At 60.1% G+C, this 19,525-nt stretch carries 19 protein-coding genes and 1 tRNA gene; 12 read left to right on the top strand and 8 right to left on the bottom strand.

What is annotated here, in order from left to right; translation table 11 throughout:
* Positions 1–17: 17 nt before the first annotated feature.
* Positions 18–1,298 (bottom strand): 4-aminobutyrate--2-oxoglutarate transaminase, encoded by a 1,281-nt coding sequence (locus tag FHX03_RS29490; RefSeq protein ID WP_183856664.1) that lies wholly within the window; start codon positions 1,296–1,298, stop codon positions 18–20.
* A 166-nt stretch (positions 1,299–1,464) separates the two neighbouring features.
* Here FHX03_RS29490 and FHX03_RS29485 point away from each other — a divergent pair, with 166 nt between their 5' ends.
* The 3 genes from FHX03_RS29485 to FHX03_RS29475 all read left to right on the top strand — a co-directional run bounded on the left by FHX03_RS29485 (position 1,465) and on the right by FHX03_RS29475 (position 4,875).
* On the top strand, positions 1,465–2,274 hold the full coding sequence (locus tag FHX03_RS29485; RefSeq protein WP_097628445.1) for a MerR family transcriptional regulator: 810 nt from the start codon (positions 1,465–1,467) through the stop codon (positions 2,272–2,274).
* Between the two features lie 185 nt (positions 2,275–2,459).
* Complete coding sequence (locus FHX03_RS29480) at positions 2,460–3,086, top strand: ribonuclease D (RefSeq protein ID WP_097628444.1); 627 nt, start codon at positions 2,460–2,462, stop codon at positions 3,084–3,086.
* Positions 3,087–3,315: 229 nt separating this feature from the next.
* Entirely contained in the window at positions 3,316–4,875 is a 1,560-nt protein-coding gene (locus FHX03_RS29475) for a hypothetical protein (protein ID WP_183856663.1), read from the top strand.
* A gap of 69 nt (positions 4,876–4,944) precedes the next feature.
* On the opposite strand, the gene rpsA is transcribed toward FHX03_RS29475, so the two are convergent.
* Both rpsA and cmk read right to left on the bottom strand, forming a co-directional pair.
* Positions 4,945–6,648 (bottom strand): 30S ribosomal protein S1, encoded by a 1,704-nt coding sequence (rpsA, locus tag FHX03_RS29470; protein WP_003571265.1) that lies wholly within the window; start codon positions 6,646–6,648, stop codon positions 4,945–4,947.
* A 177-nt stretch (positions 6,649–6,825) separates the two neighbouring features.
* On the bottom strand, positions 6,826–7,473 hold the full coding sequence (gene cmk / locus FHX03_RS29465) for a (d)CMP kinase (RefSeq protein WP_097628486.1): 648 nt from the start codon (positions 7,471–7,473) through the stop codon (positions 6,826–6,828).
* 327 nt (positions 7,474–7,800) lie between these two features.
* On the opposite strand from cmk, the gene FHX03_RS29460 reads away from it, so the two are divergent.
* The 3 genes from FHX03_RS29460 (at position 7,801) to FHX03_RS29450 (ending at position 8,804) form a co-directional block, all read left to right on the top strand.
* Complete coding sequence (locus tag FHX03_RS29460) at positions 7,801–8,184, top strand: TIGR02300 family protein (protein WP_003589408.1); 384 nt, start codon at positions 7,801–7,803, stop codon at positions 8,182–8,184.
* 150 nt (positions 8,185–8,334) lie between these two features.
* A tRNA-Ala gene (locus FHX03_RS29455) sits at positions 8,335–8,410 on the top strand.
* A gap of 100 nt (positions 8,411–8,510) precedes the next feature.
* The gene (locus tag FHX03_RS29450) at positions 8,511–8,804 is read left to right on the top strand and encodes a GIY-YIG nuclease family protein (RefSeq protein WP_183856661.1); all 294 of its coding nucleotides are present in this window, start codon (positions 8,511–8,513) and stop codon (positions 8,802–8,804) included.
* A 128-nt stretch (positions 8,805–8,932) separates the two neighbouring features.
* Here the strand turns inward: FHX03_RS29450 and FHX03_RS29445 are convergent, their stop codons facing one another.
* Positions 8,933–10,693 (bottom strand): hypothetical protein, encoded by a 1,761-nt coding sequence (locus FHX03_RS29445; protein WP_097628442.1) that lies wholly within the window; start codon positions 10,691–10,693, stop codon positions 8,933–8,935.
* A 262-nt stretch (positions 10,694–10,955) separates the two neighbouring features.
* On the opposite strand from FHX03_RS29445, the gene FHX03_RS29440 reads away from it, so the two are divergent.
* Positions 10,956–11,423: a hypothetical protein gene (locus tag FHX03_RS29440; protein WP_097628441.1), complete on the top strand. Its 468-nt coding sequence runs from the start codon at positions 10,956–10,958 to the stop codon at positions 11,421–11,423.
* 27 nt (positions 11,424–11,450) lie between these two features.
* Positions 11,451–11,939, top strand: coding sequence for a CYTH domain-containing protein (locus FHX03_RS29435; protein ID WP_183856660.1), 489 nt, complete (start codon positions 11,451–11,453; stop codon positions 11,937–11,939).
* Between the two features lie 40 nt (positions 11,940–11,979).
* On the opposite strand, the gene FHX03_RS29430 is transcribed toward FHX03_RS29435, so the two are convergent.
* From FHX03_RS29430 to FHX03_RS29420, 3 genes are read right to left on the bottom strand one after another with little or no spacing between them, the layout of a single operon-like run.
* Positions 11,980–12,918 (bottom strand): DUF2950 family protein, encoded by a 939-nt coding sequence (locus FHX03_RS29430; protein WP_183856658.1) that lies wholly within the window; start codon positions 12,916–12,918, stop codon positions 11,980–11,982.
* Between the two features lie 33 nt (positions 12,919–12,951).
* The gene (locus FHX03_RS29425; protein WP_183856656.1) at positions 12,952–14,346 is read right to left on the bottom strand and encodes a DUF3300 domain-containing protein; all 1,395 of its coding nucleotides are present in this window, start codon (positions 14,344–14,346) and stop codon (positions 12,952–12,954) included.
* A 41-nt stretch (positions 14,347–14,387) separates the two neighbouring features.
* The gene (locus tag FHX03_RS29420; RefSeq protein WP_097628438.1) at positions 14,388–14,699 is read right to left on the bottom strand and encodes a hypothetical protein; all 312 of its coding nucleotides are present in this window, start codon (positions 14,697–14,699) and stop codon (positions 14,388–14,390) included.
* A gap of 320 nt (positions 14,700–15,019) precedes the next feature.
* On the opposite strand from FHX03_RS29420, the gene FHX03_RS29415 reads away from it, so the two are divergent.
* From FHX03_RS29415 to FHX03_RS29400, 4 genes are all read left to right on the top strand, one after another.
* On the top strand, positions 15,020–15,289 hold the full coding sequence (locus tag FHX03_RS29415) for a DUF3302 domain-containing protein (protein ID WP_312865349.1): 270 nt from the start codon (positions 15,020–15,022) through the stop codon (positions 15,287–15,289).
* Between the two features lie 134 nt (positions 15,290–15,423).
* Complete coding sequence (locus FHX03_RS29410) at positions 15,424–17,115, top strand: SulP family inorganic anion transporter (protein WP_210298768.1); 1,692 nt, start codon at positions 15,424–15,426, stop codon at positions 17,113–17,115.
* Positions 17,116–17,202: 87 nt separating this feature from the next.
* Positions 17,203–18,048, top strand: coding sequence for a polyphosphate kinase 2 (gene ppk2 / locus FHX03_RS29405; protein WP_097628436.1), 846 nt, complete (start codon positions 17,203–17,205; stop codon positions 18,046–18,048).
* A gap of 17 nt (positions 18,049–18,065) precedes the next feature.
* Positions 18,066–19,223 carry an AI-2E family transporter gene (locus tag FHX03_RS29400; protein ID WP_183781790.1) on the top strand — a complete coding sequence of 386 codons (1,158 nt, stop codon included), beginning with the start codon at positions 18,066–18,068 and terminating at the stop codon, positions 19,221–19,223.
* Positions 19,224–19,285: 62 nt separating this feature from the next.
* On the opposite strand, the gene FHX03_RS29395 is transcribed toward FHX03_RS29400, so the two are convergent.
* Positions 19,286–19,522 carry a hypothetical protein gene (locus FHX03_RS29395; protein ID WP_183856652.1) on the bottom strand — a complete coding sequence of 79 codons (237 nt, stop codon included), beginning with the start codon at positions 19,520–19,522 and terminating at the stop codon, positions 19,286–19,288.
* Positions 19,523–19,525 lie beyond the last annotated feature (3 nt).

Genomic DNA, 19,525 nt, shown 5'->3' with positions numbered 1-19,525 from the left:
ATTCGGGACCCATCGCGTCACTTGGCCGAAGTCGCTTCCAGCATCGAGGCCTCGAGAATGTCGAGCGCCTCGCCGAACACTTCGTCCTGGATGGTGATCGGCGCGAGAAAGCGGATGACGTTGCCGTGGACGCCGCAAGTGAGCAGGATCAAGCCCTTGCCGAGTGCTGCCAGCCGCACCCGGTTGGCGAAATCGGCGCTCGGCAATCCCGTCTTTCGGTCGTTGAATTCGACGGCGTTCATGAAGCCCGGCCCGCGGATATCGACGATCTCGGGCACTGTCTCGCGCAGCGATTCCAACCGCTGCTTCAGCCGGCCGCCGAGCTGGTCGGCACGGCCGCAGAGATCCTCGTCGGCAATGACGTCGAGCACTGCGTGGGCGGCCGCGATGCCGAGCGGATTACCGCCATAGGTGCCGCCGAGCCCGCCCGGTCCCGGCGCATCCATGATTTCGGCGCGGCCGGTGACGGCGGCGAGCGGAAAGCCGCCGGCAAGGCTCTTTGCCATTGTCGTCAGGTCGGCCGCCACCTCGTGATGATCCATCGCGAACATCCGGCCGGTGCGGGCAAAACCGGTCTGCACCTCGTCGGCGATCAGCAGCATGCCGTGCTGGTCGCAAAGCTCGCGCAGCGCCTTCATGAAAGCTGGGGGTGCGGAATAGAAGCCGCCTTCGCCCTGCACCGGCTCGAGGATGATGGCGGCGACACGCTGCGGATCGACATCGGCGGCGAAGAGCTTCTTCAGTGCCGCGAGCGACTGGTCGGCGGTGACGCCGTGCAGTTCGACCGGGAAGGGGACGTGGAAGACGTCGCCCGGCATGGCGCCGAAGCCGACCTTGTAGGGCACCACCTTGCCGGTCAGCGCCATGCCCATGAAGGTGCGGCCGTGAAAGCCGCCACCAAAGGCGATGACGGCCGAACGGCCGGTTGCCGCACGGGCGATCTTGACGGCATTTTCGACCGCTTCTGCGCCCGTCGTTACGAAGATCGTCTTCTTCTCGAAATCACCAGGCACCAGCGCGTTCAGCCGTTCGGCGAGATGCACATAGCTTTCGTAGGGCACGACCTGATGGCAGGTATGGGTGAAGCGATCGAGCTGATCCTTGACCGCTGCGATGACCCGGGGATGGCGGTGGCCGGTGTTGAGAACGGCGATGCCGGCCGCGAAATCGATGTAGCGACGGCCTTCCTTGTCCCAGATCTCGGCATTCTCGGCGCGATCGGCATAGATCTGGGTCGTCATGCCGACGCCCCGTGAAATGGCGGCGTTCTTCCGGTCCGTAAGGCTCGTCGCGGTCATCGATGCGCTCCTGTCTGAAGGGTTTGAAATTATCTTGTATAAGTTCTGCAATTTGCCTATAAAACTCCTACATTTTTCCTGCAAGAAAACAAGTGGGATTTTTTGCTTCAAACATCACGCATTTTGATAAATGCTCGGCAGCGATTGGAATCGGGGATATTGGCGGATGAACGATAACGGGCCGGTACGCTACAAGGTGGCGGAAGCCGCACGGCTGGCGGGCGTTTCGGCCTCGACGCTGCGTCTCTGGGAAAGCCAGGGCCTGGTCGTTCCCGGCCGTTCGCAGACCGGTCATCGCCAATACAGCGCCGAGGATGTGGCGCGGCTGAAGCGCATCTCCTGGTATCGGGCCGAACGCGGTCTCAATCCCGCCGCCATCCGCGAGGCGCTGGAAGGTGAGGAACCTTCCGCCGATGGCGCCGAGGCAAGTCAGGATACCGGCCTCGGCCGCAAGCTGCGCAGCCTGCGCCACGCCGCCGGCAAGACGCTGGATCAGGTGGCCGGCGATATCGGCGTCACCTCCTCGACACTTTCGACGCTGGAGCGCACCTCGCAGGGCGTCGGTTTCAAGACGCTGCATGACCTCGCCGAGTATTACGGCACCACTGTCTCACGTCTCTCCGGCGAAGAAAGCGCCGAGGTGCCGGTGCTGGTGCGTGCCGGGGAATGGCGCAGCTGGCCGGAAACGACGCCTGGAGTTGCGGTGCAGTTGCTTGCCGAAGGCCCGAGAATGATGGATTGCCATCGTTTCGTGCTGGCGCCGGGCGCTGCGAGTGAAGGCGCCTATCGCCATGAAGGCGAGGAATTTATGCATGTCCTGTCCGGCCGGCTCGAGCTGGTGCTCGACAGCGATCAGTTCTTCGATCTCGGTCCGGGCGATTCACTTTATTTCGAAAGCCGCCGCTACCATTCCTGGCGTAACCGCCACGACGGCGAAACTGTGCTTCTCTGGATCAACACGCCGCCGACATTCTGAAGCGCCTGCAGAGGAAGCGGTTTCGCATTTTGCGGCTTTGCGCTATAGGGCTAGTGCATAATTCCTTAAATCGGAACCGATTTAAGGATAAAATTATACTGCAATTCATAAGTACCGCAGCGTGCTTTGCGCGTCTGAAAGACGCGCGGCGCTGTCGGGGACGCATTCGAACGAAAGATAGTCTCATGGCCGCCACCATACGTTATCACGAAGGCGACATTTCCGCGGCCGATGCCGCGCGCTACACCGGCGCGATTGCCATCGACACCGAAACGCTCGGCCTGGTGCCACGCCGGGACAGGCTCTGTGTCGTCCAGCTTTCACCTGGTGATGGCACCGCCGACGTCATCCGCATCGCCGCCGGCCAGAAAGCGGCTCCCAATCTCGTCGCCCTGCTCGAAGATCCGACCCATCAGAAGATCTTTCATTACGGCCGCTTCGATATTGCCGTGCTCTTCCACACTTTCGGCGTCACGACGAACCCGGTCTTCTGCACCAAGATCGCTTCGCGCCTGATCCGCACCTATACGGATCGCCACGGCCTCAAGGACAATCTCAAGGAGATGCTGGACGTCGATATCTCCAAGGCGCAGCAGTCTTCAGATTGGGCGGCCGAAACGCTGTCTCCGGCCCAGCTCGAATATGCCGCTTCCGACGTGCTTTACCTGCATGCTTTGCGCGACAAGCTGACCGCGCGCCTGATCCGCGACGGCCGCTTCGACCATGCGACGGCCTGCTTCGCATTCCTGCCGACCCGCGCCAAGCTCGACCTGCTCGGCTGGGAAGAGGCCGATATCTTCGCCCATAGCTGAGTAAATTGCCCGCGACTTGCGTGAAACAAGGATCGTGGAAGCGGCTGGTCCGCGGCCGTTAGCAATTCGTTAACGCCTCTTTCCTAAAATTCCCATTAATATTTATGCATTTCGATGACGCCGGTATTGCGTCATGCGGACAGGAGGATCTGCGGGGATGCAAGGGGCCGGATGAGCGCGGTCCTTTATAGAGCCTGCTTTCATCGTCACTTTACGAAAGGAGCATGCCATGTTGACTCCCGTTCGTGCAGCGTCCAATGCAAGCTTTTCGTCTCAAGGCCAGACTGCGGCGATCGTCGCCGGCGGCCTCGGCCGTTCTGTGATTGCTCCCGCGCCGGTCAACGCCGTCGAAGCCGCCGACCTGAATTCCGCCGTTGCCGGCAAGCTCAGTATCCTGCTGCTTGCCGCACGCGAGCGCATGATCGAGGCCCTCTTCGATGCCATTGATGCCGCCGGCCGCGCCATCTCGCTAGATCGCGGCGAGGACGAAACCAATCTTGCCTTCGCCTCCCGGCTAGCCGATGCCATCCTGCGGCTGCCGGGCGTCAGAATCGACGAGGTCGAGCGCCAATTGACGGAGCAAGGCCACAGCCTGCCACTTCGGATGATTGCCGCAGCCCTGAAGAACCCTGCAGGCCCGGAAGCGGCGCGGATCGTCGCCTATCTGGAAATCGTCCGCTACAAGGACCGCGATCTCGCCGCTCGCGCTGTCGTGCGCTCGTACGGCCAGAATGACGCTTCGCCGATGCGCGCTGAAGCCCGGCCGGAGATCCAGCTGCATGAGGATCATGAGCCTGCCGCCATGCGCAAGCCGGCAGACGAGCTGTCGGCGCCGCCCGGCGCGCTCATCGAGGCGGCGGCGCTGGCCACCGCCGAGGAAGCGGTGATCGCCGAGGCCGTTGAGGTAGCCGATCCGGAAACGCCGCGGCCTGAAAACCGGGCTCAGTCCGCGTCGGCAGCGGCAAGCGAGGTCGCCGCGGAAGAATCTGAACGGCAGGAGATCGACACCGCGCCAGCCTTGCCGGCCGAAGCCACAGCGGCCGAGGAGGCGCGGGAAACGCCGGAGGCGCCCGCCCTCCAGCCTCGCACTGTGTCGGAAAAGGGCGATCCTGTCATTCCAAGGAACTGGACAGGAATTGCCGCTTCGATGACCGAAGAGGTCTCCGAGATGATTGTCACCATCATCCGCGAGCAGGATGTCGAAGCGGTGCTGGAGGATGGTCCCGTCGAAGCGGCCGTGGAGATCGATACGATCCTCGACGATGCCGTCATCAGCGATGCGGCCGAAACCTTGACCAGGCAGCCGGCTGACCTCGCAGCAGCCGACGCGCGCCCCTCCGCAGCGCTGCACCCATCGCCGATGGAAACGGAGATCGTGGCTGCGGCTGCCCGCCAACCGAAAGAGACCGATGCGCCACTGCCAATGACGGCGATTCCCGAGACGGCCGAGGCTGCCTATGTCCCGCTTGCAGCAAGGATGCCGGAGGGACTTGCCTATACGCAGCTGCCCTATCAGTTCGCCAAGGATGTCCCGCCGAACGGGAAGGCGGATGAAACCAGCCACCAGAATCAGCACCACCACGATGGGGCACCGCCAGATCAGCAGCAAGAGGATAAGCAGCAGGCGCAATCCGGCGGCGGGGATGCCGCGGCCGATGGCGAAGCAGCCAATGCGGCGCCTCAGCGCCGGACGCCGAGAATGATCGATACCGAGCCGACGCCATATCAGTCAGGCGCGGCCGCCGACCCGGTTTATGCGCTCTATCAGCGCATGGTCGGCTGGGAATAAATAACCTGAAAATGAAGAACCCGCCGGATCGCTCCGGCGGGTTCTTCAATTCAAAGGCTGATGCGAGGCTTATTCGCCGCCGCGGTTCTTGAGCGCTGCGCCCAGGATGTCGCCGAGCGAAGCGCCGCTGTCGGACGAACCGAACTGGGCAACGGCTTCCTTCTCTTCCGCAATCTCCAGAGCCTTGATGGACAGCATGATCTTGCGGTCCTTCTTGGAGAAGTTGGTGACGCGGGCGTCGAAGACCTGGCCGACCGAGAAGCGCTCGGGGCGCTGTTCGTCGCGGTCGCGGGCGAGGTCGGCGCGGCGGATGAAGGAAGTGATGTCCTCGTGGTTGACGAGCTTCACTTCGACGCCGCCGTCGTTGACCGCGATGACTTCGCAGGAAACGACCGCATTCTTGCGCAGGTCGCCCGATGCAGCGGCGTCGCCGACCGCATCCTTGCCGAGCTGCTTGATGCCGAGCGAGATACGTTCCTTCTCGACATCGACGTCGAGAACGACGGCCTTGACGACGTCACCCTTGTTGAACTCCTCGATGACCTGTTCGCCCGGACGGTTCCAGTCGAGGTCGGAGAGGTGCACCATGCCGTCGACATCGCCGTCGAGGCCGATGAACAGGCCGAATTCGGTCTTGTTCTTGACTTCGCCTTCGACTTCAGTGCCGGCCGGATGGCTGCGGGCGAATGCTGCCCACGGGTTTTCCAGCGTCTGCTTGAGGCCGAGCGAGATACGGCGCTTGGACGGATCGACTTCGAGAACGACGACTTCGACTTCCTGGCTGGTGGACAGGATCTTGCCGGGGTGTACGTTCTTCTTGGTCCAGGACATTTCCGAAATGTGGATCAGGCCTTCAATGCCCGGCTCCAGCTCGACGAATGCACCGTAGTCGGTGATATTCGTGACGGTACCGGAAATCTTCTTGCCTTCCGGATACTTGGCCTGGATGCCATCCCAAGGATCGCTCTCGAGCTGCTTCATGCCGAGCGAGATGCGGTGGGTTTCCTGGTTGATGCGGATGATCTGAACCTTGACCTGCTGGCCGATGTTCAGGATTTCCGATGGATGGTTCACACGGCGCCATGCCATGTCGGTGACGTGCAGCAGGCCGTCGATGCCGCCGAGGTCGACGAACGCACCGTAATCGGTGATGTTCTTGACGACGCCGTCGACAACCTGGCCTTCTTCGAGGTTCTGAACGATTTCAGAACGCTGCTCGGCACGGGATTCTTCCAGAACCGTACGGCGCGATACCACGATGTTGCCGCGGCGCTTGTCCATCTTGAGGATTTCGAAGGGCTGCGGGTTGTGCATCAGCGGCGTGACGTCGCGGATCGGGCGGATATCGACCTGCGAACGCGGCAGGAAGGCGATCGCACCGTCGAGGTCGACCGTGAAGCCGCCCTTGACCTGGTTGAAGATCACGCCTTCGACGCGCTCGCCGGCTTCGAACTTGGCTTCGAGCTTGACCCAGCTCTCTTCGCGGCGAGCCTTCTCGCGCGACAGAACGGCTTCGCCGAGCGCGTTTTCAATGCGCTCAACGTAAACTTCGACTTCATCGCCAACCTTGAGCTGGCCATCCTTGGCGCGCGCGCCGAATTCCTTGAGCGCGATGCGGCCTTCGACCTTCAGGCCGACGTCGACAACGGCGACATCCTTTTCGATGCCCGTGACGATGCCCTTGGTGACATAGCCTTCGGCCAGATCGTTCTTGGCAAAGGACTCTTCGAGAAGGGCCGCGAAATCCTCGCGAGAGGGAGTAGCTACTGACATAAAATCTCCTGCGTGTCCTGAATAGCGGAGCGGACACGTATGCGCCGGTTGGTTTGCGTTGAACGGGCCTGAACCCAGTCCGCCCTCTTTCACGAAGGCAATCCGGCGCTTGGACGGAATTTCAGGCTGCTGTATTAGAAGCGATCCATGCGTCTGAGCATGCAAAATCGCTTGAATTTAGGCATTTCGGCTCAAGACCGCATCGATGATCGATTGAGCGGCTTGAAACGCGGCCTCTATACTCATTTCCGACGTATCAAGCAAGTGCGCATCATCAGCTGGTTTCAAAGGGCTGTCGGCCCGTCCCATGTCGCGTTCGTCGCGCCGCTTCACGTCCTCGAAAATCACATCGAAATCCGCCGTCGCCCCCTTGCCGAGAATCTCGTCGTAACGGCGTCTAGCGCGCACCTCCGGCGTTGCCGTCACATAGAGTTTGACCGGTGCATCCGGGCAGACGACCGTGCCGATATCGCGCCCGTCGAGCACGGTTCCCGGCGCCTTGGTCGCAAATCGTCGCTGTGCCTCGACCAGGGCCCGACGCACCGCCGGCATCACGGCTATTTTCGAGGCCGCTTCGCCGATCTCATGCTTGGAAAGTATATCGCGATCCAATCCGGCGAGTTCAACCTCCCGCGCGATCTTTTCGGCCACCGCCTCGTCGTCAAACGGCAGGCCGGCGTCGAGCAGCGCCTTGGCCGTGGCGCGGTAGGTCAGGCCGGTGTCGAGATGATGGAAGCCGTATTGCTCGGCGATGCGGCGCGAAAGCGTCCCCTTGCCGGCCGCAGCCGGGCCATCGATGGCGATGGTGAAAGTCTTGCTGCTCATGTGTCGATCCTGGGGCACCTGGCTGAAAGGCGGCGGCGCCGCGCCATGCACGGCGTAATCCTTTGTAAAGGCGCAGGATTTCCTGCGCAAGACCGCACCTTCCAGTGACGATCTTCGTTCAGCTCTGCGGCTGCCGCCGCTCGTTACCATAAACGCGCCGGGCGGTCATCCGCCGCTGGCGGAAATAGCTTGCGCTCCGATCATAAAGTTTGGCTTTGACATGGGAAGCCGCAGCGATTAAGGGGACCGGCTTATAAATTCCGATGGAACGCCGGCTTGAACGGCATTTGCCGAATCTTGCATTCGGCCATTCTCACGAGGCTTATAGTGGCGAAAGCGGAACTTGGAACCAAGCGTACCGATCCGGAAACCGGCAAGAAGTTTTATGATCTGAACCGGGATCCGATCGTTTCTCCTTATACCGGCAAGTCCTACCCCCTGTCCTTCTTCGAGGAAACCTCGGCGATCGCCGATGTTGCCGAAGAGGACGAGGTTGCGGAAGTCGATACCGAAAACACCGAAGTCGAACTGGTTTCGCTTGAGGATGCCGATGACGCCGCCTCCGGCGACGACATCCCCGATATCGGCGACGACGATGTCGAAATCGAAGGCGATGACGACGACGATACCTTCCTCACACCCGACGAAGACGATGACGATGACGACATGAGCGACATCATCGGCGTGACCGGCGACGAAGACGAAGTTTGACGGCTGCATTTCGGCCCGGTGAGGAAAAAATTCTCCGGGCCGAATTTTTTAGGCTTGCTATCTCCGAAAACCGGAAGTAATAAGCCGCCACTCCGCAGGGCACGCCCTGCGAAGCATCCCAGGACCGGCGCTCAGCCGGACCACCTTGATGGGGCTATAGCTCAGCTGGGAGAGCGCTTGCATGGCATGCAAGAGGTCAGCGGTTCGATCCCGCTTAGCTCCACCACGCTTCGCCCTTACAGCCTTCGCGTGGCACAGCCGCGGGAGACCGTTAGGCCGAAGCAGTGCCCGGCATAGCCCGAAGGCGACGACGGGCTGAAACGCTGATGTGGTACGTTTATATTCTCCGCAGCGTCGATTTTCCCGATCAGGAATACACTGGCTCTACCGCAGATCTGAAACAGCGTTTCGCGGCTCACAACGCCGGAAAATCCACCCACACTGCCAAATTTGCACCATGGAATTTGCTCTGGTATTGCGTCTTTCCTGACAAGCACAAGGCGCTTGAATACGAAACATACCTGAAATCGCATTCCGGCAGGGCTTTTGCCAGCAAGAGACTGGTTCAGCCGAATCTGACTTCAACTCGCTTGGCTAACGGGAAGACCGATTCCGAATAATCGCAGGTGCATGCGAAAGCGGTGTAGTTGGATCACGCGACGTGTCTGGCGCATTCAACGAAAAAACTCCAGGAATAGAGGCCGTCGGGCGACGCCGGCACCCCGCTCCCACGACCTCAATCTCTCGGCTATTGCACCGACAAACCGGCAGCCTCTATTCCCGCAAGAAACCGCCGCTGATCCTCGGTCCGCGCCAGCCGGCTGGTGACCTCCTGCCTGATGTTCGGGATCAAGGCGGGTGACTCGCGTCGGATCCAATCAAGCTGTTCCTCCGCCTCCTGCTTTTTTCCGAGCGCGCCGAGAATGGAGAGCAATACCAGGCGATGCATCGGATTATAGTTGAGATCCGACATGCGTGACCAGAGTTCCGCAGCCCGTGTATCGCCTCGCATGAAGGCGCAGAGCGCCATCCCGACCTCATAATATCCGCGTGGCCCGGCATTTTTGCCGACCGCTTCTGAAATCAGCGTGCAGCCTCTTTCCCATTCCCCCGACATTGACAGCCGCAGGCCGTATTCACCGGCCACTTCGGTATCGTTCGGATTGCTGGCATAGGCGCTGGCGCCGGCGCTGAGGGCCGCAACCGGATCATTGTCGAAAAAATTGGCGAGCATCAGCGCCTGAAGTGCGCGTGCATTCTTCGGGTCGAGCTGCACCGCGTGCTCGGCAAGTTGCTTTGCCAGGCCGAGCGTCGCGGCCGTCGCTTTTGTATGAAGTTGGTATGAAAAGCGGAACTCGTCGAGATGGATCAGCGAAAGAAGGGCCACGACATTGGATTCGGCCGGCATTTGCTCCACGGCCCGTTGCAGGCAGGATTTTGCCACCTCATGCGCCTGCACAGTCATTTCGCTGCGGTAGCTGTAGTAGGAGAGAATGCATGAAAAGGCGTCTGTGCGTCCGGCGATGGTCGCGGTATCAGTTTGAAACATGACGCCGAAAGGGCGCGCGACCGCAGTCGCGATATCCCCGGCAAGGCTTGCTTGCGTTTTCGGGATGCCTTGCACCGTCATGTCGGCATCGTAATTGTTTGCCCAGATGACAGCCGCATCCGCCCGCCGCACGAGCCTTGCCGTCGAGCGCAGCATGCTGCCTTCGAGCCGCACGCTTCCCTGCAGGGCATAGAGAGGCTCCAACGAAGCTTCGCCGGATTTACTCCGCGGCATGGCAGTGACGACAACGATATCATTGAAGCGCACCAGCTTCTCGATGATGTCGTCGGTCATGCCGCGAGAGATATCGGAGGCAAGGTTCCCGCCAGAGACATTGTCAAAACGCTCGACGATGATGGTGGGGCGGTTATTGGCGCCCAGTCCCGTTTCGCGCTCTACACCCGGCGACCCGACCTGCCGAAGGATAGCCGCTGTCGAGGCTAGGATAATCACCGTGCCTGCTGCAAGCAGCCAATATCGAGGCGAAAGGCGCCGGTCCGCGGGGTTCCGGCCGATGGCATCCGTTGCTGCATGTATCTGTCCGTTATCCGCGCCTGACGCGTTCGCCTGTTCGGGCGGCAAGATATCGGCGGGTTCGGCGCCGCCGATGACATCGAAGACCGGCGCGTAGCCGCCCTTCGGGATGGTGATGATGATCCGGTCGGCGCCGCCGGCTGTGAGGTAATAGTGTTCGAGTTCCCGTCTCAGCCGGCCGGCTTCGATGCGAACGCAGGGATCCTGCTGGGCATCGAAGTTCGCGTCCCGGCCAAAAACCGCCTGTGCGATGGTAAAGGCCTTCAGATAGTCACGGCGGCCCGCCAACGTTTCCGTGACCACAAATTCGAGGAACTTCCTCGTCCGTTCGGGAAGGCGGAATTCGCGGCTGGACAGAATGCGCTCAAGTTGCTGCTGTACCTCCTCCTGCGAGGCGGCGACCCTATTTATGCCTGCACTCGTCATCGGTTCCCCCAGACGCCGATTGCGAACAACCTGCAGCACGCTGTCTCAAACGATAGTCTCACCGCGGCATAACAGCAATGCCGCCCGGCCGAATACCCTAACCAACTCTAAGCCAATCCGATGATTAGCCCGAAGATGGACGCAGTCACGGCTTACGAAATGCCAGCGTAGGATACCGTATTCTACCGACGCCGTCATGTATCTTACTGCCTTAGTCTCCAAGCTCGCCCTATCATCGCCGTCTATTCTGGAGGAGGCTGCGATGACATCACCTGAGAGCTCTACACCCCATTCCATGACAAGCGCAGAGGAGCTGCGCAAACGTGCTCTGGAGCTTCAGCTTGTCGAGATGGAGCGCAACGAAAGGATCATGGCGCGTGAAGCAAAAAAACACGCGGAATTCGTCGAGGATTTTTTCCGCAAGCAGATCGGCGAAACGGAACGCGCCGTCATCAAGCGCCTTGTGATGAAAGCGGCGGCAGACGGCAAATACGAGGCATTGATCTACAGTTTTCCCTCGACGTTTTGCACCGACAGCGGCCGTGCCATCAACAACAACCTGCCGGGATGGCAGAAGACGCTGCAGGGAAAGGCAAAGGAACTCCTGGAGCTCTTCGAGCAGGTGGCCAAGCCGCAGGGTTATGGGCTGAAGGCCATGATCATCAACTTCCCGGATGGCATGCCCGGAGACGTCGGCTTCTTCCTCACTTGGGAGCCGCCGGTCGACTGACCGGCAGTAAAGTAGGGGGTGATCAACTTGAAAGCGATCGAGATCGAGCGCAAGTTCCTCGTGCGTAACAATAGCTGGCGCGATTGTGCCGGCATTTCGCATGTCCTGCAGCAAGCCTATTTATCTCGCGATGAGAACTCGGTTCGTGTTCGCTTGATCGACGGTCGTTCTGCTTGCCTGACGATCAAATTCCGCACGACAGGACTCGCCAAAGACGAATATGAATATGAGATTCCGGTCGAGGAGGCGCGGGACCTGCTTCACCATGCGACCGGCCACGTCATTGAGAAGACGCGCTATCGGGTCCTGTACGAGGGCAGAAACTGGGATGTGGACGTCTTTGCTGGAGCCTATGAGGGATTGACGCTTGCCGAGATCGAAATGGCGAGTGAAGATGATCTGCCGGTCCTGCCGCAATGGCTTGGGCGAGAAGTCACGGGCAACGATAGCTATTCCAACCGCGCTATGGCCGCTGCCTCAAGTAAGCCTCCCTTGGGTGCGGAATGCGGCGACTGATGATGGCCCCCCTCTGGAGACGCGCAGGTAGCGTAAAACCCTATTCGCTGACAACGGTCCAATCGGCGTCTGGATTGAATTCCATGATCGCCGCGGCGCGCTGTTCCGTTTGCGGCCCGAGATCGCGTTGATAGATGACGTTCATCCCGTTGACGATAAAAGTCTGCACGCCGGTCACCCGATATGAGACCGGCCAGGCGATGAGCGCAAAGCCGCCGGTCAAGTAACCATTGACGAGGTAGCTTTGTTTGCCGCCGAGCACATTGTCACTCTGGGCTGTCAGGATGCGATAGCGATATCCGAAATAACCTTCCCCGCGTTTGGCGGCACCGAAGGCAGCTGTCTCGACCAGCGCGCTTGCCGGGCTTTCCTCCGGATAGACGCTTGGATCCCAGTAAAGGCCGTCCAGCTTGCCGGGACTGCTGATCAATTTTTTGGCGAACTCGTAAATACCGTCACCGTCGCGATCGTCGGATGCATATTGATATTGCGCGACCACATATTCGTGCATGGTATCGATCGTCGCGAGCTCGTTTTCGCCGACGCGCCGATTGACGATCTCCGCCAGGCCGCGCTGCGTGTCGAAGGACCATTTCCCGTCCTTGCCCTCGGTGAGCGGAAACGGCAGGGGCCAGAGACGGTCGCCGATCGCAATGAACTTCCGTCCCCCGAGATCCTCCAGAATCATCTGCCGCGCGGCGCCTTCGCGGATCAACCCATATGTGATCATCGCCTCGTTGCTGGACCGCAGCTTGTCCGCTTTCAGGCCGAGAAGGCCTGCAAACCCGTCGACATCGTTGGAAGCCAGAACTGCCTTGAGGCGATCGAGAACCGCCCCCGGCGTGCCAAACGACGGCGTCGGACCTGCCGTCGCAAACTCCGTGAGATCGGTCCGCATCTGCGATGCTGATGGGGTCGCGGAGACCACGCAGAGCACGGTAGAAATCATAAGCGGGATCAAGGTTGATTGAGTTCTCATCATATACCTCCGGCAGTCTTGGAAGGAAGATATCTATCGCCGGCCGCCGCCGCCACGGCCACCGCCGCCACCACCACGGCCGCCGCCACCACCACGCGATACAGGAGGACGGGAGCGCTGTGGCGCCGCACGCGGTGCAGAGCGAGGTTGGCTGCCCATGCTCTGCGCCCCCCGCTTCGAAGAGACCGCCTCCCGGCGGCCGGATTGGACATTCCCAAGCGCATTCGGCTGCCGGTTGCGATTATCGGGTCTGGCGGCCATCTGCGGTTTGTTGGGCTTCTTGACCGATTTCTGTGCTGGCTTGGCTGCGCGATTAGCCGATTGAGGACGGGCTTCGGGCCGGGTTGCATTCTGACGAGTGGCGGCCGTCGGCTTGTTTCCCTGCGGTTTGGACTTCAGCCCTTGCACCGTGCCTTTTCGAATATCGTCGGCGCGCGCCGCCGTTCCACGATTGCCTGGCCTCTCACCAGCCTGGAAATCCTTGGCTTGGTTCCGCAGCTGGTTACGGTTGTCGGCTTGCAGGCCGGACTTGATCGTCGAACGGTCAAGCTTGGCAAGCTGGTCTTTGCCAATGCTCATTTTGCTGCGATCGACCTTCGACCAATCGACATCGTTCCACTTCATCTTGCCATTGAAGTCTCGACCGTTCAGGCAATTGTTGCAGTCGATATCGATGTCACCACCGCCCCAGCGACCGCCCCACACCCCCCAGTCGTCCCAATTAACGACGGCCGCCCAGGCGAGCCCGGTGACCGCGCCGGCAAAAAAAGCGGCTCCGGGATAGTAATAATTGTCGTACGGCTCCGGATAGTAGGAGATCGGCTCGGATGCATAGCCTGGGTCGTAAAGCATCTCCGGCGCATATTGCGGGATATAGATTTTTTCCGGATCGGTGGGACGGATGATGACATTGTCGTTTTCCGTAACGACCGTCACCTTGTCATCCGTCTTGATAATGTTTTTTGCCACTGCTTCATCGCGAAGTTGCTGAATGGCAATCAGCACATCCTTCTGCTGGTTGGCGAGCGCATCGGCAAGCGACTGGGTCCAATCGAGATCCTCACTCATCATCTTGACGATATCGGGGTAGTTCAGCAACGAGACGACGCTGCCGTCCCAGTCGCTCTTGGGCTTGTCGGCGTTCTTGTTTTTCGCATCCAGAAAGCGCTGGGCTTCGATGATCTGCAAGGGGAAGAGCGATGCGGCCGAAATCGCCGCGACCAGTTCGTCCGGATAAAGCGCGATCCGCGCCACGAGCACTTCAAGTTCATCGTCTGAAAGGAGTGTAGCCGTGGACGGTTCTGCCTCCGCCTGGTTGGGCGCAGCAGCCGGGGCAGGAGCCTGCGCTCGCACTGGGAGTGCCAGCTGCAGCGTGATGATCGCCAAGGTCGACAACCCAACCAGCAGCTTGCGTGAAACTCTATTCATCGCACAAGGACCTCCCTCTAATTATTGAATGACAGAAGCGTTCACCGTAGTTTCGGACTCACGGGAGTCCGCCTGAGCATCACAATTTTCGATTGTGCTATCGCTTCCCTCATTTCTTTCAGCAACGCATCGACCAAGCCTGCATATTCCAGCCGTCGCGCCTCCCTCACAGAGTCGGACAGCTGTTCGACATGCGCCAATGCCTGCGCCGCCGCCGCCAGATCCTCACACATGCTTCGAAACGTGTCGTTGACGTAAAAAAGTCGCTGCACCAGCCTTGCCTGGTCGGGAAAATGAGCTTCTGCCGCTTCAAGGGCGGACAAATATGTCGAACCACTTTCTCCCGACGCCATCTCCGCCCCCGCCGACGAACTGCGCTAAGCAGTGCGAAAACTATATAACAGCCGCACCGTCAGGAGACGTAAAATACGCGAACCTACGGTCGCCGGCTTCTGACAGCCGCATCCCGGTCGCCATACGAGGCGACGATTGGGATTCGGCGGCCGATCTCGCGTCGTTCCTTGCTGGACAGGCAATCTCCCCAGCCGGATCGGCCGCGAAGGCCCCGATAGAGATTACGCGATGCTACGGGTCTTTGCGCCGCAACGGGCCTATTATCCGATCGTCGCTTGCGATCAAAATGGCTCGGACAGACCAAGCCAGAGGGGGATCCGTGTTTCTCGACTATTTTGCCTTGGGCGTCTTGGTCTTCGTCGTGATCACGCTTTTCTATGCCGTGATTGCCATTCACGACATTCTCCACCTGATGGCCAAGGCGCGGAACCGTCCTCATCAGGATGCCATCCATGTTGCGGGATGGGTCAGCCTCTTCACGCTGCATGCGATCTGGCCCTTCCTGTTCATTTGGGCAACGCTTTACCACGACGACCGCGGCTGGGGCATCCGGCAAGACGGAAAGCTGTCGGCGGAAGTTGCTGGATGAACTTCGTGTTCCTCGAACACTAAAGACATGTCCGCAAACACCTTGCCTAGGTTTGCACCGCAAAAACAAAGATCGAGCGGACACCAGGGCCAACGGCATCAGATAGGGAGCCAGGGGTGATAGGAAGTCTTCCCATGTTGCGGGGCCTAGCCGGCTTCAACAGAGCCTGGCTTCGCAGTGACATTCCGGCCGGCCTGTCGATCGCCGCAGTCGGTTTGCCGAGCGCCATCGCTTATCCCGCCATCGCCGGCCTGCCACCGGAGACCGGCATCTATGCCAGCATCGTCGCACCGATCGCCTACGCGATCTTTGGTCCTTCCCGGCTCTTGGTCGTCGGCCCAGACGCTGCGACCATGACCGTGCTGGCGGCCGCCATGGGCGCCATCATCGCCGCCGAACCCGCGACGGCAAGCGTCGACAGGGTTGCCATTGCCTCGGCCCTTGCGCTTGGCGTCGGCGTCTTCTGTATCGCGGCGAAATTGCTGAGGCTCGGCGTTCTCGCGAGCTTCCTCTCCCGTCCCATCCTGGTCGGCTTCTTCGCCGGCGTGTCGCTCTCGATCCTTGTTGGGCAAATCGGTCGCTTCACGGGGGTAAAGATCCAATCGGATGGACTGATCCCGCCGCTTGTCGAAATGCTCGCCAAGAGCAGTCTGATCCACTGGCCTTCGCTCGTCCTCGGACTCGTGATGTTCGCCTTGTTATGGATCGTCCGAGCCTTCCGATTCAGAGTTCCGGGTCCCGTTCTGGTGGTTGTCCTCTCGGTCGTCCTTTCGGCGATCTTCGATTTCCAAGGCCGAGGCATAGCAGTCGTCGGCGATATCCCAAGCGGACTGCCGAGTCTGTCCCTGCCTCCATTGCATCAGATGCCTCTCGATAAGATCGTGCTCGGCTCGGCCGCGATCTTTCTGGTCAGTTTCGGCGCCGGCATCGTCGCGGCAAGAAGTTTCGGCTCGCGAACCGGCGAGGAGGTCGATGCCAATCAGGAATTGGTCGGACTTGGCGCCGCCAATATCGCGCCCGCCCTGTTCGGCTCTTTTCCGGTCAGCGTCTCGGATTCCCGAACCGCGATAAATCTGTCGACTGGCGGTGTCTCCCAGGCCGCAGGACTGGTATCGGCCGCGACGCTGGTTGCCGCACTTGTGTTCCTTCACAGTGCGCTGCGCATACTCCCCATTCCCGCGCTCGCGGCAATCCTCGCGACGGCGGCGATCAGCCTCATCGATATTCACGAATTGAAAAAGATCTGGCGCATCAGCCGCATGGAATTCATTTTCGCGCTGATCGCCATGTGGGGCGCAATCAGCTTCGGTGTTCTCAATGGCGTCATCGTCGCGGTTGCGGCAACGCTCGTCTATCTCTTGCGGCAGACGATGTTTCCCCGCGACGGTCTTCTTGGTCGCATCGAGGGACGGCATGGCTTTTTCGATCTTGCCCGTTTTCCGGAAGCGCGCCCTGTGGAAGGTGCCGCCGTCTTCGCCATCCAAGGCAGCATTCTGTTTTACAACGCCGATTACGTGCGCATGCGGCTGACCTCGGTCGCGAAGGCACTTCCTGCTGAAACCAGATGTCTCGTGCTCGATGCCGGCGCCGTCACCCATATCGACAGCACCGGCGCAGCCGCACTCGACGCCGTGGCAGAGATCCTGGCAAAGCGGAATATCGTCTTCGCCATGGCCGATCTCAGCGAAGAAAGCCGCGGCATCCTCGAGCGCGCCGGGGTCATCGAGGCGATCGGCGCCGACAATCTCTTCAATGGCAGGGAAGAAGCACTGAGAGCGCTGATCGGAATTGTCGGCGAGTCCGGCAGTGCCGCGTCGGCAGGGTAGAGCAATTCCGGCAAAACTGCACAGCGGTTTGCGTCCAGAATTGTGTGAAAACAAAGATAGCATGTTCGCGAAAGGGAGGGAGAGAAAATGGACGAGAATTACGAACCCAGCCGGACGGATGGAGAGGCAGGCCGCGTCGGAAAGGATAAGAAGAAGAAAAAGAAATCATGGGATTACGACAAGGAAATCGCACGGCTCCAGGTGGAACTGGCCCATTTGCAAGCCTGGATCAAGAAATCCGGCACGAGGGTCGTCATCGTCTTCGAGGGTCGGGATGCCGCCGGCAAAGGCGGCATGATCAAGCGTATAACGGAAAGGGTCAGTCCGCGGGTCTTTCGCATCGTCGCATTGCCGGCGCCGACCGATCGTGAGAAGTCCCAGATCTACATGCAGCGCTATATCGCGCATATGCCGGCGGCCGGCGAGGTCGTCATATTCGACCGCAGCTGGTACAACCGCGCCGGCGTCGATCGCGTCATGGGATTCTGCAGCGACAAGAAAGCGCAGCGCTTTCTTGAGTTGGCGCCTCGCTTCGAGGCGGCGATCGTCGAAAGCGGCGTCGTTCTGCTGAAATACTTCCTGACGGTCAGCGAGGAGGAACAGGAACGCCGTTTCAGACGCCGGATCGACGACCCGCTGCGACAGTGGAAACTCAGCCCTATGGATGTCGAATCCTATCAGCGCTGGTGGGACTACACGCGCGTTTATGACGAGATGCTGCGGATGACCGACAGTAATCATGCGCCGTGGTGGGTGGTGCCCTCGGATGACAAGAAACGTGCCCGGGTCAACTGCATTTCGCACATCCTGCAATCCATTCCCTATGAACGGGTGAAGTTTGAAGCACCCGACCTCGGCAAACGTCAGAAGCGGCCGGCGGATTTCATGGAGGACCTCAGCGTCCGCCATGTTGTGCCCGACGCGACGTCATAACACGGCTTTAGCCGAACATGGCTGAGAACACAGGCGATACGGCGGCGCAGGGAGCCGGGTCAGGGCAGATTTCGGTAGAGGCGAGAATAAGCGATCTTGTCCGGTTGGGCATCATCGGGCTTTTCGCCTATTGGACGATCGTCCTGATTGCTCCCTTCGCGCTGATCGTTATTTGGTCGGCAATTCTGGCGGTGGCGCTTTTCCCGATATTCCAAGCGCTCTGCAGGTTGCTTGGAAACCGGCCCGTCATCGCAGCCAGTATCATCGTCGTCTTTTGCCTCGTCCTGATCATTGCGCCCCTGGCTCTCGTTGCGGTCAATTTTGCCGACACAGCGCAGGCGTTGATCAACAAGTTGCGGGTGGGGGATTTCACGCTCCCCTCGGCGCCGGCGGCCATTCGGGAGTGGCCCGTCGTCGGCGAGCGTATCCATGACGCCTGGAATCAGATTGCAAGCGATCTGGCGGCGACGATCATCAAGTTTCAGGCGCCGATTCGTGAGGTGACGGCCGTTATCGTCACAAAGCTTGCCTCAATCGGCGGCGGCGTGTTGAGCTTTGTCGTTTCGATCATGCTTTCAGGAATATTCCTCACGCGGTCAGCACGCCTGGCTGCCGCCATACAAGTGCTGGCAAACCGCATCGCCGGCGAAAAGGGTGTCGGCTTTGCCCGGCTGGCCGGAGCCACGGTGCGCAATGTATCGCGAGGGGTCATTGGCGTTGCCTTTCTGCAGACCTTGCTCTGCGGATTGTGCTTTGCTTTCTTTGGCGTCCCGGCGCGTGGGGCACTGACATTCGTGATCTTCATGTTTTGCCTGATGCAACTGGGGCCTGGGCTCGTGCTTCTTCCGGTTATCATCTGGTCGTGGGTTTCGTGGTCGCCCGCCGCTGCTTTTGCGTTTACTGCCATCACCGTGCCTATCACGCTCATCGACAATATATTGAAGCCCATGCTGATGGCGCGAGGTCTCTCGACCCCGATGCCGGTCATCCTGATCGGTGTCATCGGCGGCACTCTTTCCCACGGGCTGCTGGGCTTATTTTTGGGGCCGGTCGTGCTCAGCGTCTTCTACGAGCTGCTGAGAGCCTGGGCCTGGCCGTCGGTTCAGGCCGGAGCGGAAAATAGCCGAGCCGCCAGCGTCGACGCCCTACCGGAACCCATAGAAAATAGGCAATGACGGTCTTCTGTGGCGGCAGGCGAGATGCCCCTCGGATTGGTCGCGGTCAGTGTTGGGCGGGGTCACCGGTTCTTGCAGTAGACGACAACTTCCTGCTCAATTTCGCGGCATAGTTGTTCATACTCGCTGATCAGCTTGTCTTCCCTCGGGTTCTTGCTTCGGAACCGCTCCAGCGCGTCGGCTGCAAGATCGTAGGATTCAAACATTTCCGCGAGCGCTTCACTGGTCTTGTTCGCGAGAAGATGCCGAATATCGGGAAGTCGCAACATCAATTTTCTGCGGCCGCGCTCTTTGCTCATGGG

Origin of the sequence: Rhizobium sp. BK456 (assembly GCF_014194045.1) — a bacterium.
GTDB classification, from domain to species: Bacteria; Pseudomonadota; Alphaproteobacteria; order Rhizobiales; family Rhizobiaceae; genus Rhizobium; species Rhizobium redzepovicii.
The sequence above is the reverse complement of the archived record's forward strand: the minus strand, read 5'-3'. Positions and strand labels throughout refer to the sequence as shown.